Origin of the sequence: Streptomyces kaniharaensis, assembly GCF_009569385.1 — a bacterium.
Taxonomy (GTDB): domain Bacteria; phylum Actinomycetota; class Actinomycetes; order Streptomycetales; family Streptomycetaceae; genus Kitasatospora; species Kitasatospora kaniharaensis.
Genome location: NZ_WBOF01000001.1, coordinates 873,305 through 885,992 on the forward strand (window position 1 = coordinate 873,305; position 12,688 = coordinate 885,992).

Annotated in this window: 13 protein-coding genes; 4 read left to right on the forward strand and 9 right to left on the reverse strand. The window is 72.3% G+C overall.

What is annotated here, in order from left to right:
* Nucleotides 1-91 precede the first annotated feature (91 nt).
* The 6 genes from F7Q99_RS03950 to F7Q99_RS03975 all read right to left on the reverse strand — a co-directional run bounded on the left by F7Q99_RS03950 (nt 92) and on the right by F7Q99_RS03975 (nt 6,315).
* Entirely contained in the window at nt 92-640 is a 549-nt protein-coding gene (locus F7Q99_RS03950) for an arginine repressor (protein ID WP_153460079.1), read from the reverse strand.
* Between the two features lie 23 nt (nt 641-663).
* Nucleotides 664-1,869: an acetylornithine transaminase gene (locus F7Q99_RS03955; RefSeq protein WP_153460080.1), complete on the reverse strand. Its 1,206-nt coding sequence runs from the start codon at nt 1,867-1,869 to the stop codon at nt 664-666.
* Nucleotides 1,866-2,741, reverse strand: a complete 876-nt coding sequence (gene argB / locus F7Q99_RS03960) for an acetylglutamate kinase (protein WP_153465772.1) — start codon at nt 2,739-2,741, stop codon at nt 1,866-1,868. Before argB ends, F7Q99_RS03955 begins: the two co-directional genes overlap by 4 nt.
* Nucleotides 2,742-2,819: 78 nt before the next feature.
* On the reverse strand, nt 2,820-3,974 hold the full coding sequence (gene argJ / locus F7Q99_RS03965) for a bifunctional glutamate N-acetyltransferase/amino-acid acetyltransferase ArgJ (RefSeq protein WP_326847172.1): 1,155 nt from the start codon (nt 3,972-3,974) through the stop codon (nt 2,820-2,822).
* A gap of 14 nt (nt 3,975-3,988) precedes the next feature.
* Nucleotides 3,989-5,017 (reverse strand): N-acetyl-gamma-glutamyl-phosphate reductase, encoded by a 1,029-nt coding sequence (gene argC / locus F7Q99_RS03970; RefSeq protein WP_153460081.1) that lies wholly within the window; start codon nt 5,015-5,017, stop codon nt 3,989-3,991.
* Nucleotides 5,018-5,112: 95 nt separating this feature from the next.
* Nucleotides 5,113-6,315, reverse strand: a complete 1,203-nt coding sequence (locus F7Q99_RS03975; RefSeq protein WP_153460082.1) for a methyltransferase — start codon at nt 6,313-6,315, stop codon at nt 5,113-5,115.
* An 84-nt stretch (nt 6,316-6,399) separates the two neighbouring features.
* On the opposite strand from F7Q99_RS03975, the gene F7Q99_RS03980 reads away from it, so the two are divergent.
* Entirely contained in the window at nt 6,400-6,804 is a 405-nt protein-coding gene (locus F7Q99_RS03980; protein WP_153460083.1) for a VOC family protein, read from the forward strand.
* A 13-nt stretch (nt 6,805-6,817) separates the two neighbouring features.
* Nucleotides 6,818-7,192 carry an RNA-binding S4 domain-containing protein gene (locus tag F7Q99_RS03985; RefSeq protein ID WP_153460084.1) on the forward strand — a complete coding sequence of 125 codons (375 nt, stop codon included), beginning with the start codon at nt 6,818-6,820 and terminating at the stop codon, nt 7,190-7,192.
* Between the two features lie 170 nt (nt 7,193-7,362).
* Here F7Q99_RS03985 and F7Q99_RS03990 read toward each other — a convergent pair whose 3' ends face one another.
* Nucleotides 7,363-8,259 (reverse strand): SAM-dependent methyltransferase, encoded by an 897-nt coding sequence (locus F7Q99_RS03990; RefSeq protein WP_153460085.1) that lies wholly within the window; start codon nt 8,257-8,259, stop codon nt 7,363-7,365.
* A 223-nt stretch (nt 8,260-8,482) separates the two neighbouring features.
* On the opposite strand from F7Q99_RS03990, the gene F7Q99_RS03995 reads away from it, so the two are divergent.
* Nucleotides 8,483-9,379 (forward strand): polysaccharide deacetylase family protein, encoded by an 897-nt coding sequence (locus F7Q99_RS03995; RefSeq protein ID WP_153460086.1) that lies wholly within the window; start codon nt 8,483-8,485, stop codon nt 9,377-9,379.
* Nucleotides 9,380-9,421: 42 nt separating this feature from the next.
* Here the strand turns inward: F7Q99_RS03995 and F7Q99_RS04000 are convergent, their stop codons facing one another.
* Nucleotides 9,422-10,240 carry an SDR family NAD(P)-dependent oxidoreductase gene (locus tag F7Q99_RS04000; RefSeq protein ID WP_326846236.1) on the reverse strand — a complete coding sequence of 273 codons (819 nt, stop codon included), beginning with the start codon at nt 10,238-10,240 and terminating at the stop codon, nt 9,422-9,424.
* A 288-nt stretch (nt 10,241-10,528) separates the two neighbouring features.
* Between F7Q99_RS04000 and F7Q99_RS04005 the strand changes: the two genes are divergently transcribed.
* A complete protein-coding gene (locus F7Q99_RS04005) occupies nt 10,529-11,398 on the forward strand; it encodes a 3-hydroxybutyryl-CoA dehydrogenase (protein ID WP_326846237.1) in 870 nt (289 codons plus the stop codon).
* Nucleotides 11,399-11,486: 88 nt separating this feature from the next.
* Here F7Q99_RS04005 and F7Q99_RS04010 read toward each other — a convergent pair whose 3' ends face one another.
* On the reverse strand, nt 11,487-12,581 hold the full coding sequence (locus tag F7Q99_RS04010) for a sugar ABC transporter substrate-binding protein (RefSeq protein ID WP_153460087.1): 1,095 nt from the start codon (nt 12,579-12,581) through the stop codon (nt 11,487-11,489).
* Nucleotides 12,582-12,688: the final 107 nt, after the last annotated feature.

Consider the following 12,688-nt stretch of genomic DNA (forward strand, 5'->3'; position numbering starts at 1 on the left):
CTACGGCAACTGGCATAAGTATGCACAACTCTGTATGAAACACAAACCCCGGCCGGTGGAGTCCACCGGCCGGGGTCGTCGACGGCACGCGCTACTGCGCCTTGGCCTGGGCGAGCTGCATGAGGTGGTCGGCGAGCGCCTGCCCGCCGGCCGGGTCGCGGCTGATCAGCAGGACGGTGTCGTCGCCCGCGATGGTGCCGATGATCTCGAACACCTCGGCCTGGTCGATCGCGGAGGCGAGGAACTGCGCGGCCCCGGGCGGGGTGCGCAGCACGACGAGGTTGCCGGAGGCGGTGGCGGAGACCATGAGCTCACCGGCCAGCCGGGCCATCCGGCCCTCGCTGGCCGACTCCCCCATCGGCGCGCGCGGCGTGCGGTCGCCGCCCTCGGCCGGGACGGCGTAGATCAGCGCGCCGTCCCGGTTGCGGATCTTGACCGCGCCCAGCTCGTCCAGGTCCCGGGAGAGGGTGGCCTGGGTGACCACGAGTCCGTCGTCGGCGAGCAGCTTGGCGAGCTGGCTCTGCGAGCGCACGGGCTGGCGGGTGAGCAGGTCCACGATCCGCCGGTGGCGCGCCGTGCGGGTCTGCGGCACCTGCGGCGTCGGGCCGGCGGCCGACTGGCCGGAGTTGGAAGCGGTCATGTGATTATTCTCCCGGACGGCGGTCAGCTCGCATCGCCCGGGGCGCTCTCGCGCACCGTCCGGAGGATGCCCGGCAGCGCGGCGAGGAAGGCGTCCGCCTCCTGCTCGGTCAGCACGAGCGGCGGGGCGAGCCGGACCGCGTCCGGGACGGCGGCGTTGACCAGGAAGCCGGCGTCCTGCGCGACGGCCTGGATCCTGGCCGAGACGGGCTCGGTGAGCACGATGCCGAGCAGCAGCCCGGCGCCACGCACGTGCGAGACCAGCGGGTCGCCGATCGCCTCGACGCCGTGCCGCAGCCGCTCGCCGATCTTGCGCACGTGCTCCAGCAGGCCCTCGGACTCGATGGTGTCGAGCACCGCGAGCCCGGCCGCCGCGGCCACCGGGTTGCCGCCGAAGGTGGTGCCGTGCTGGCCCGGGGTGAGCAGTTCGGCGGCCTGCCCGAAGGCGAGCACCGCGCCCATCGGCAGGCCGCCGCCGAGGGCCTTGGCGAGGGTGACGACGTCCGGCTCGACGCCTTCGGTGGCCTGGTGGGCGTACCAGTGGCCGGTGCGGCCGATGCCGGTCTGGATCTCGTCCAGCACCAGCAGGGTCCCCGTCGCCCGGGTGATCTCGCGGGCCGCCGTCAGGTACCCGTCGGGCAGCGGGACGGCGCCGTTCTCGCCCTGGATCGGCTCCAGGAAGACGGCCGCGGTGTCGGTGGTGACGGCCGCGCGCAGCGCCTCGACGTCGCCGAAGGGGACGTGGGTGACGTCGCCGGGCAGCGGGCGGAAGGGGTCCTGCTTGGCGGGCTGGCCGGTGAGGGCGAGGGCGCCCATCGTCCGGCCGTGGAAGGCGCCCTGGAGGGCGACCAGGTGGGTGCGGCCGGTCCGCCGGCTGATCTTGAACGCGGCCTCGTTGGCCTCGGCGCCGGAGTTGCAGAAGAACACCCGGCCGCCCGCCCGGCCGTCCAGCTTCAGCAGTCGCTCGGCGAGGGCGATGGTCGGCTCGGCCATGAAGAGGTTGGAGACGTGGCCGAGGGTGGCGATCTGCCGGCTCACGGCCTCGACGACGGCCGGGTGGGCGGTGCCGAGGGCGTTGACGGCGATGCCGCCGAGCAGGTCGGTGTACTCCCTGCCGTCGGCGTCCCACAGCTTCACGCCCTCGCCGCGGACCAGCGGGATCCGCGGGGTGCCGTAGTTGTCGGTGAACGTGTGCTGCCACCGATCGGTGAGCTGCTCGTTGTGCGTCATGCCAGTCCCCCGGTCACGGTCGGCTCGTCGTCCGGCACCACCATCGTGCCGATGCCCTCGTCGGTGAAGATCTCCAGCAACAGGCTGTGCGGCACCCGGCCATCCAGGACGCGGGCGGTGCCCACGCCGGAGCGGACGGCCCGCAGGCAGCCCTCCATCTTGGGGAGCATGCCGCTGGCCAGGCCGGGCAGCAGCTCCTCCAGTTCGCCCGCGCTGAGCTGGCTGATCACGTCGTCGGAGTGCGGCCAGTCCTTGTACAGGCCCTCGACGTCGGTCAGGACGACCAGCATCTCGGCGCCGAGCGCGACCGCGAGGGCGGAGGCGGCGGTGTCGGCGTTGATGTTGTAGACGTGGCCGTCGGCGCCGCGCGCGATCGAGGAGATGACGGGGATGCGGCCGTCGGAGATCAGCGCCTTCACCGCGCCGGCCTCGATGTTGACGATGTCTCCGACCAGGCCGATGTCGACCTGCTCGCCGTCCACCACCGCGTACCGCTTGACGGCGGTCATGGTGTGCGCGTCCTCGCCGGTCATGCCGACGGCGAACGGGCCGTGCTCGTTGAGCAGTCCGACCAGCTCGCGCTGGACCTGCCCGGCCAGCACCATCCGGACCACGTCCATGGTCTCGGGGGTGGTGACGCGCAGGCCGTTGGTGAAGCTGGACTCCAGGCCGAGCTTGTCCAGTTGGGCGCTGATCTGCGGGCCGCCGCCGTGCACCACGACGGGGTGCAGCCCGGCGTAGCGCAGGAAGACGACGTCCTGGGCGAAGGCCGCCTTGAGGTCGTCGTCCACCATGGCGTTGCCGCCGAACTTGATCACGACTGTCTTGCCGTGGAAGCGCTCCAGCCACGGCAGCGCCTCGATCAGCGTCATGGCCTTGGGCAGCGCCGTGTTGTTGCGGGCCTGTTCGCCCTTGGGTGCGATCTGCACGGTTCCGGTGTCCTTGTCGGATCAGGTGGAGTAGGCGCTGTTCTCGTGCACGTAGTCGGCGGTGAGGTCGTTGGTCCACAGGGACGCGCTGGCCTCGCCGGCGTTCAGGTGCGCGGTGATGACGACCTCGCGGCCTGCCATGTCGACCAGGTCGCGGTCCTCCCCGACGCTGCCGTTGCGGCACACCCAGACGCCGTTGATGGCGACGTCCAGCTCGTTCGGGTCGAAGGTGGCAGTGGTGGTGCCGATGGCGGCCAGCACCCGGCCCCAGTTCGGGTCCTCGCCGTGGATGGCGCACTTGAGCAGGTTGTTGCGGCTGATCGTGCGGGCGACGTCGACTGCCTCCTCCTCGGTGGCGGCGCCGGTGACGTCGATGCGGATGTCCTTGCTGGCGCCTTCGGCGTCGGCGATCAGCTGGCGGGCGAGGTCCGCGCTGACGGTGCGGACGGCCTCGGCGAACTCGGCCTCGTCCGGCACGACGCCGGAGGCGGCGGAGGCGAGCAGCAGCACGGTGTCGTTGGTCGACGCGCAGCCGTCGGAGTCGATCCGGTCGAAGGTGGTGCGGGTGGCGCCGCGCAGGGCGGCGTCCAGGGCGGCGGCGTCGAGGTCCGCGTCGGTGGTGAGGACGACCAGCATGGTGGCCAGGCTCGGGGCGAGCATGCCCGCGCCCTTGGCCATGCCGCCGACCGTCCAGCCCGCCGGGCTGGTGACCTGGGCGGTCTTGTGGACGGTGTCGGTGGTCTTGATGGCGATCGCGGCAGCCTCGCCGCCGGTCGCGCTGAGTTCTCCGGCGGCCAGGGTGACGCCGGGCAGCAGTACGTCCATCGGGAGGCGCACGCCGATCAGGCCGGTGGAGGCGACGGCCACCTCGCCCGCGTTGAGCTTCAGCTCCTCGGCGACCTTCTCGGCGGTGGCGTGGGTGTCCTGGAAGCCGAGCGGGCCGGTGCAGGCGTTGGCGCCACCGGAGTTGAGGACGACGGCGGAGACCCGGCCGCCCTTGAGGACCTGCTCGGACCAGAGGACGGGCGCGGCCTTGACCCGGTTGAAGGTGAAGACGCCGGCGGCGGCGAGCGAGGGGCCGTCGTTGACGACGAGGGCGAGGTCCGGGGTGCCGGAGGCCTTGATACCGGCGGTGACGCCGGCGGCGCGAAAGCCCTTGGCGGCGGTCACGCCCACGTTCGTACTGCTGCTCACGGTGCGACTCCGTTCACGGGAAGGCCCAGTTCCTCGGGCAGGCCGAGGGCGATGTTCATGCTCTGCACCGCGCCGCCCGCGGTGCCCTTGACGAGGTTGTCGATCGCGCTGATCGCGATGATCCGCCCGGCGGTCTCGTCCAGGGCGACCTGGACGAGGGCGGCGTTGGAGCCGTACACGCTGCTGGTCTGCGGCCACTGCCCCTCGGGGAGCAGGTGGACGAACGGCTCGGCCGCGAACGCGTCGGCGTAGGCGGCGCGCAGGCTCTCGGCGGTCGTACCCGGCTTGGCCTTGGCCGAGCAGGTGGCGAGGATGCCGCGCGGCATCGGGACGAGGGTGGGGGTGAAGGAGACGGTGACCGGCTCGCCCGCGAGCGAGGTCAGGTTCTGGGACATCTCCGGGGTGTGCCGGTGTACGCCGCCGACGCCGTACGGGCTGACGCTGCCCATCACCTCGCTGCCGAGCAGGTGGGGCTTGGCCGCCTTGCCCGCACCGGAGGTGCCGGAGGCGGCGACGATGACGGCCTCGGGCTCGGCGAGCCCGGCCGCGTACGCCGGGAACAGGGCGAGGGAGACGGCCGTCGGGTAGCAGCCGGGCACGGCGATCCGGTTGCTGCCCTTCAACGCGGCCCGGTGGCCTGGCAGTTCGGGCAGGCCGTAGGGCCAGGTGCCGGCGTGCGCGGTGCCGTAGAACTGCTCCCAGTCGGCGGCGGCCCGGAGCCGGAAGTCGGCCCCGCAGTCGACGACCAGGACGTTCTGGCCGAGCGCCTCGGCGACGGCCGCGGACTGGCCGTGCGGCAGCGCCAGGAACACCACGTCGTGGTCGGCCAGCACCTCGGGGGTGGTGGGTTCGAGGACGCGGTCGGCGAGCGGGATCAGGTGGGGCTGCAGGGTGCCCAGCCTGGTGCCGGCGTTCGAGCCGGCGGTCAGCGCCCCGATCTCCACCTCGGGGTGGCCGAGCAGCAGGCGCAGCACCTCACCGCCCGCGTACCCGCTCGCGCCGGCGACGGCGACTCGCAATGCCATGGCGTTCCTCCTTCGTCGTGGCATGAATATACGCAGCACGGAAATTTCATGCAAGGAGTCTGTGTGGCGGCCACCCTCGGGCGGGCAGGCCCGGCTCAGCGCTTGACGGCGCGCAGCACCACGAACTTGGGGTTGCCGGCCACGAGTTGGCAGTTGCCGAAGAGCCGGCGCAGCTTGACGTGGTAGCCGAGGTGACGGTTGCCGACCACCCAGAGTTCACCGCCCGGCCGCAGGGCGCGGCGGGCGCCGGTGAACATCCGCCACGCGGTGGCGTCGGTGGTGGCCTGGTGGGAGTGGAACGGCGGGTTGTTCAGGACGAGGTCGACCGAGCCGGGCGCGATCACCTCCGGCGCGAGCGCGTCCGCGGTGAGGAACTCGGCCGGGGCTTCCGGGCCGAGGTTGGTCCGGAAGGTCTCCTCGGCGGAGGCCACCGCCTGGTGGGACTCGTCGACGAACAGCAGCTCGGCGCCCGGGCCGGCCAGCGCGGCGGCCGTACCGACCACGCCGTTGCCGCAGCCGAGGTCGACCACGCGGGCGCCGGGGGCCGGGGTCGGCAGGTGGCCGAGGAAGAAGCGCGTGCCGATGTCGAGGCGCTCGGCGCAGAAGGTGCCGGCGTGGTTGACGACGGTGCGGCCGGACGCCGGGCCGATGTCGCCGGGCAGGGCGTAGCGGTGCGGCCACGGGTTCGGGCCGGGGTCGAGCGCCGGGTCCGGGGTGCAGAAGATCAGCCGGGCCTTGCGGACGGCGAGCGAGGTGCGGGTCGGGCCGAGGATCCGCTCGAAGAGCTGGAGGGTGGAGGTGTGGATCTCGGTGACCATGCCGGTGCCGATCACCACCGTGCCGGGGTGGACGGCGGGGGCGAGCCGGTGCAGCTGGTCCTCCAGCAGGGCGAGGCTCTTGGGGACGCGGACCAGCAGGACGTCGATGCGCCCCGGCGGGGTGTCGCGGGTGGTGAGCAGCCGGGCCGGGTCGACCGCGGCGCCGGCCCGGGCCAGGTTGGCGCGGGTGGCCTCGCGGCCGAGGTGGGAGTCGCCGATCTGGACCGGCTCGTACGCGGCGAGGGCGGTGGCCAGCGCGCCCCAGCGGTCGCCGAGGACGACGACCCTGCGGCCGGCCAGTTCGGTGGCGGCGCCCTCGGCGCTGTCCGTCTCGCCCGCGAGGTGGCGCAGCAGGTACTCGTCGGCGGCGTCCCAGGCGCGCAGCCGCTCGCGCGGGTCCTCCGGAAAGCGGGTGAGCAGGTGGGTGCCCCACGGGGTGGTGAACGGGGTCGCTGCGGCGGGCGTGCTGAGGCGGTTCATCGTGCTCTCAGGCTAGCCGACCACGCGACGTGGGCCGTTCGGGCGACTGATACTGGAAGAGCCCGACCGAGAGGGGTGAGAGCGATGGACTGGAAGCTCGAAGTGGTCGTGGTTCCGGTCGCCGACGTGGACCGGGCGAAGGTCTTCTACGAGGAACAGGCCGGCTTCACGGTCGATCACGACACCCGGCTGCGGGACGGGGCCCGGGTGGTGCAGCTGACGCCGCCCGGCTCCTCGTGCTCAATCGTGGTGGGCACGGGGGTGATCGAGTCGCCGCCCGGGTCGGTCAAGGGGCTCCAGCTGGTGGTGCCGGACATCGAGAAGGCGCACGCCGAACTGGCCGCGCGGGGCGTGGAGGTCAGCCCGGTGCAGCACTTCGAGGCGGGGGTCCGGGTGAACGGGCACGGCGAGGCGTGGAACTCCTTCGTGTTCTTCAACGACCCGGACGGGAACGGCTGGGCGGTGCAGGAGGCTCCCTCGAAGGCTTAGGTAGAGTCCGGGGATGGCTGAAGACGAGGGAAGCGTCCGGGTGGACAGCTGGATCTGGTCGGTCCGGCTCACCAAGACGCGTGCGCTCGCGGCCGCGGCCTGCCGGGCCGGTCACGTCCGGGTGAACGGCGAGCGCGCCAAGCCCGCCCAGTCGCTGCGGCCCGGGGACGAGGTGCGGGTGCGCGAGGACGGCTACGAGCGGGTGGTCGTGGTGCGGAAGCTGGTGCGCAAGCGGGTCGGCGCGGCGGTGGCGGCCGAGTGCCTGGTGGACAACAGCCCGCCGCGTCCGCCGCGTGAGTTCGTCGCGTCGGCCGGCGAGCGCGACCGGGGTGCCGGGCGGCCGACCAAGCGGGAGCGCCGGGACCTGGACCAGCTGCGCGGGCGTTAGGGGCTCACCGGGTGGGCGGCCTGGACGGCGGAGGCACCGCAGGGTAGCGGGGCGGGTGAAGGACTGTCAGCGGCACCGTCTAGTGTCCTTGCTTACCGGGCCAGGTCCCGGCGCCGGGAGGGAGGCGCCGGGGCCGGCCTGCGAGTGACGTGCAGGTGAACCGTCGGTGACTACTTCTTGAAGGCGACGCCCGCGTACGCGGAGACGTCCTGCCAGCCCTCGGGCAGTTCGGCGGTCGCGACGTGCCCCGCGGTGGGCCGCCAGAGCGGCAGCTGGACGAGGCCGGGGCCGGCGAAGCCGAAGTCGCCGAAGAAGGGTTCCACCCCGGCGCGCGAGCGCAGCACCAGCGGGGCGCTCGCGCCCCGGTAGATCCGGGCGCCCTCGTCCGCGCTCTGCCGGGAGGCGAAGTCGGGGCTGCCGTGGGAGAGGATCAGCGCGCTGCCGGGGGCGAGCGCGTCGCGCAGGGTCGTGACGATCTGCTGCGCACCCTCCTCGTCGCGTATGAAGTGCAGCACGGCGACCAGCATCAGCGCCACCGGCTCGGCCAGGTCCACGGCGTCGCGCAGCGACGGGTGGTCGAGGATGGCGGCCGGGTCGCGTAGGTCGGCCTGGATGACCGAGGTGTGCCCGGTGGGGTGGCCGGCGAGCAGGGCGCGGGCGTGGGTGGCGACGATCGGGTCGTTGTCCACGTACACCACGCGGGCGTCCGGGGCGACCCGCCGGGCGACCTCGCTGGTGGAGCCCGCGGCGGGGATGCCGGTGCCGATGTCGACGAACTGCCGGATGCCCCGGCCGGCCACGAACTCGACGGCGCGGCCGAGGAATTCCCGGTTGGTGCGGGCCAGCAGCGGGAGCGCCGGATAGGCGGCGATGGCGGCCTCGGCGGCCTTGCGGTCGGCCTCGAAGTTGTCCTTGCCGCCCAGGTAGTAGTCGTACATCCGGGCGGTGTGCGGGATCCCGGTGTCGAGTTCGGTCGGCGGCTGCCAGTCGTCCGTCCGGACCCAGTCCCAGTCGGATTCCGTACCGGTGGCCCCGCTGTTCGCGGTGTTCGCGCTGTCCTCGTGCATCCTGCTTCCGCCCCCAATGCTCACTGCCGGAATGATCGCCGCGATGGGCCGCCGTCCCGTAGCACGCGGTGCGCGGCGATGCTATCCGACGACACGCCGTGGAAACAGCGGGAGTTCAGGGTTACGCAACACCCGAGCGGCCGAGCGTGTGCACGTCAAACGAGGTGTCTCGGAGGCCGCCCCGGATCGCCGCACCGAGCCGCCGTCTCTATGCTGGCTGCCGATGACTGCCGACCGCCGCACCGTACTGCGCACCTCCGCCAAGCTGGCCGCCCTCACCGCCGCCGGCGGTTTCCTCACCGCGTGCGGAAGCGGTGCGCCCCGCCGGACCGACCCGGGCGGGCTGGCCGTGCACCCGGGCACCGTCGACCCGCAGCACACCTCCGACCCCGCGTGGAACGGCGGCGAGGGCCCCGCCGCGCCCGCGCCGACCACCACGGCCGAGCCCCAGCCCGCCGCCACCGAGACAGCCGCCACCGCGCCACCCACTCCGCCCGTGCTGCCGCCGCTCGCGCCGGGCACCCCGGTCGAGGTCGCGTACGGGCCGCGCACCGGCAAGAACGTCGCGCTCACCTTCCACGGCAGCGGCGACCCGAAGCTGGCCACCACGCTGCTGGAGATCGCCGAGCAGCACGGCGCGAAGCTGACGGTCATGGCCGTCGGCAGCTGGCTCGACCAGCAGCCGCAGATGGCCCGGCGGATCCTGGACGGCGGCCACGAGCTGGGCAACCACACCCAGAACCACCTCAACATCTCCGCGATGACCCCGGACCAGGCGCGCGCCGAGATCGCCCAGTGCGCCGACCGGCTCCAGCGGCTCACCGGCTCGATCGGCCGCTGGTTCCGCCCCTCCGCCGCGCAGTACGCGACCCCGATGGTGCGCGAGCAGGCGAAGGCCGTCGGCTACGAGCACGTGCTCTCCTTCGACGTGGACCCGCGCGACTACACCGACCCGACCGCCGCCGAACTGCAGCGCCGGGTCCTGGGCGCGGTGCGCGGCGGCTCGGTGGTCGCCCTGCACATGGGCCACCAGTGCACGGTGGACGCCCTGCCGGCCATCCTGGACGGCTTCGTCAAGTCCGGCCTCAAGCCAGTGACCGCCAGTCAACTCTGCGCCTAGCCGCGCTCGTTCGTACAGACCCGACCCGGGCGGGGCCGCCGGTCAGGCCATCGGATCGTCGGGCTTGTACGGTCGCAGCCGCAGCGTGCGGGCGTCCGACGCGCGGATCTCCTCCGCGCGGCTCACCAGTTCCTCCAGATTGTCCCGCCCCGCGTGGATGAACCGCCCGTGCAGCGCGTCGAAGCGGCCCCGGGCGGCGTCCACGGTGACCGCGACCATGTACGGGATCGAGCCCCAGGTCTTCATGTCCCTGAACATCGGCATCCCGGCCGTCATGTCGGTGGCCACCGCGCCCGGGCTGATGTCGAGCACGACGATGTCGTGCTGCGCGAGCGTGTCCGCCATGTTGTCGGAGAGCTGGAGCAGCGCGCCCTTGGACGTCGCGTACGCGGTGTAGTGGCCGTCCGGGCGCAGCGCGAAGCCGGAGCTGAGGTTGACGATCCGGCCGCGGCGGCGGGACACCATGCCGGGCAGGACGCAGCGCAGCAGGTTGTAGGGGCCGCGCAGGTTGGTCTCGACGACCTGCCACCACTGGTTGGCGTCGGTCTCCCAGAGCGGGACCTCGGCGCGGTCCACCAGCCCGGCGTTGTTGATCAGCAGGTCGATCGGGCCGAGGTCGCGCTCGACGACCCGGACGGCCTCGCGGACCGAGCCGGGCCGGGTGACGTCCGCCGTCACCGCGACGCCCCGGGAGCCGTGCCGCACGCACTCCTTGAGGGTCTCGGTGAGCGTCTCGTGGGTGCGGCCGACCAGTCCGACGGCCATGCCCTCGGCGGCCAGCCCGATGGCGATCTCCCGGCCGATGCCCCGGCCGGCGCCGGTGATCAGGGCGACCTGTCCTGCGAGCGATCCCGTCGACACTGCGTGCTCCCTTCCCGTCCCCGGCCCCCGTCTGCGGCATTCTGTCGGCCACCGGGCGGAGCCGGCCCCGGGCACACGGGCGGTCCGACCGTCCTCACCCGTTCGGGCGCGCCGTGCACACGGTGGCACTCCGCCGGGGAGGGGGTGACCTACCGGCCGGTACGGAGTAGTAACGTCGTCGGGACGGTGCAAACCGGTGCACCCATTCCGGTTCACCGGCCCGTTGACCAGCACCTTGCTGGACCATCTGTCGCTGGGCGACCCCCAGCACCACCGAAGGGCAAGTGAGTGAGTGACATCGCGCGCGTCGGAGTGATCGGCTGCGGCTTGATGGGGTCGGGCATCGCCGAGGTCTTCGCCCGGGCCGGGCTGGACGTCATGGTGTCGGAGGCCAGCGGGGAGGCACTGGAGTTCGGCCGCACCCGGGTGACCAACTCCCTGGACACGGCGGTCAAGCGCGGCAAGCTGACCCCCGAGCAGCGGGACGAGGCGCTCGCCCGGCTCTCGTTCACCGTCAACCTGTCCGACTTCGCCGACCGCGACCTGGTCGTCGAGGCCGTCGCCGAGCGCGAGGACGTCAAGGTCCAGATCTTCCAGACGCTGGACCGGGTGATCGAGCGCCGCGACGCGATCCTCGCCTCCAACACCTCGTCGATCCCGATCGTCAAGCTGGCCGCTGCCACCTCGCGGCCCGAGCAGGTCGTCGGCCTGCACTTCTTCAACCCGGCGCCGGTGCAGAAGCTGGTCGAGGTGATCCCGACCCTGACCACCTCGGCGGAGACCACCGAGCGCGTCGAGGCCTTCGCCTCCCAGGTGCTGGGCAAGGAGCCGATCCGCGCCCGCGACCGGGCCGGCTTCGTGGTCAACGCGCTGCTGGTGCCCTACCTGCTGTCCGCGGTGCGGATGTTCGAGTCGGGCGTGGCCACCGCCGCCGACATCGACAAGGGCATGGAGGCCGGCTGCGCCCACCCGATGGGCCCGCTGCGGCTGTGCGACCTGATCGGCCTGGACACCATCGTGTCGATCGCCGAGTCGATGTACGACGAGTACAAGGAGCCGCTGTACGCCGCTCCCCCGCTGCTCTCCCGGATGGTCGACGCGGGCCTGCTGGGCCGCAAGTCCGGCCGCGGCTTCTACGACTACACCGCGAGCGCCTGACCCGCGAACGCACAGGGCGCGCCGCACCGGGTGACCGGTGCGGCGCGCCCCTTTCGCGCTGCTTGACTCTGTGCTGCTTGGCTTTGCGCTACTTGACGCCGGCCGCCGCGCAGGCCTCCGCGTACTGCTGGATGCAGATGTCGGACGCCTTGTAGAGGCCGCCGCCGACCACGGTGACCTCCACCTTGGCCTTGGTCACCACGATCGGGGTGAGCAGCAGCGAGGGGATGTGCAGCCCGTTGCTGTCGGTGATCGAGGTCGCGGTCGAGCTGATGTCCATGCCCTCGGCCAGCTGGACGGCGATGCTGCCCGCCGCGTCCGCCTCGGGCTTGTACGGCTTGTAGACGGTGTAGGTCTGCTCACCCGTGAGCACCCGGCGCACCGCGTCGATGGAGGCGTCCTGGCCGCCCACGGGCACGTTCTTGATGCCCGCGGCCTTCAGGGCGTCGATGACGGCCGCTGCCATGCCGTCGTTGGCCGCGTAGACGGCCTGGATGCCGTCCTTCCCGAGGCTCTGGATGGCCTCGTTCATCTTCGCCGTGGCCACCTCCGGCTTCCACTGGCCGGACTGCTCGTAGGCGATCTTCTTCACCTTGCCGTCCAGCACCCGGTGCGCGCCCGCCTTGAACTGCGCCGCGTTGGGGTCGGACTCGGCGCCGTTGATCATCACGACGTTAGCCGAGGACGCCTTCGGGCCGAGCGCGTCCAGCAGGGACTGGCCCTGGAGTTCACCGGTGCGCCCGTTGTCGAAGGAGACGTACGCGGCGACCTTGCCCTCGGCCAGCCGGTCGTAGGCGACGACCTTCACGCCCTTGGCGATGGCCGCGTCGACCCACGGCGCGGTGCTCTTGGCGTTGACCGGGTCGAGCAGGATGACCTTCACGCCCTTGGCGAGCAGGTCGTCGAACTGCTTCTTCTGCGTGGCCTCGTTGCCGTCGGCGTTGGCGTAGCTGATCGTGCACTTCGCGCAGAGGCCGGTCACCGTCTGCTCGATCAGCGGCTTGTCGAACGCCTCGTAGCGGGTGGAGGAGGTGTTCTCCGGCAGGAGCAGACCGATGGTCTTGTCGCTGTTCCCGCCGGCCGACGACGCCTGCGTTGCATCGGTCTGGCCGCAGGCCGCAAGGGTGAGTGCGAGCGACATGGCGGCCGTGCCCGTGGCCGCAAGACGCATCGGTCTGTTCATGATCGGTAGTGCCTCCTGTACTGCGCCAAAGCAAGCGCGACGGAGGACGGAGTCAAGCGCCCTGGGGCGAAGACGTCAATAAGTGAAGATCTCTTCGTTACCCTCCT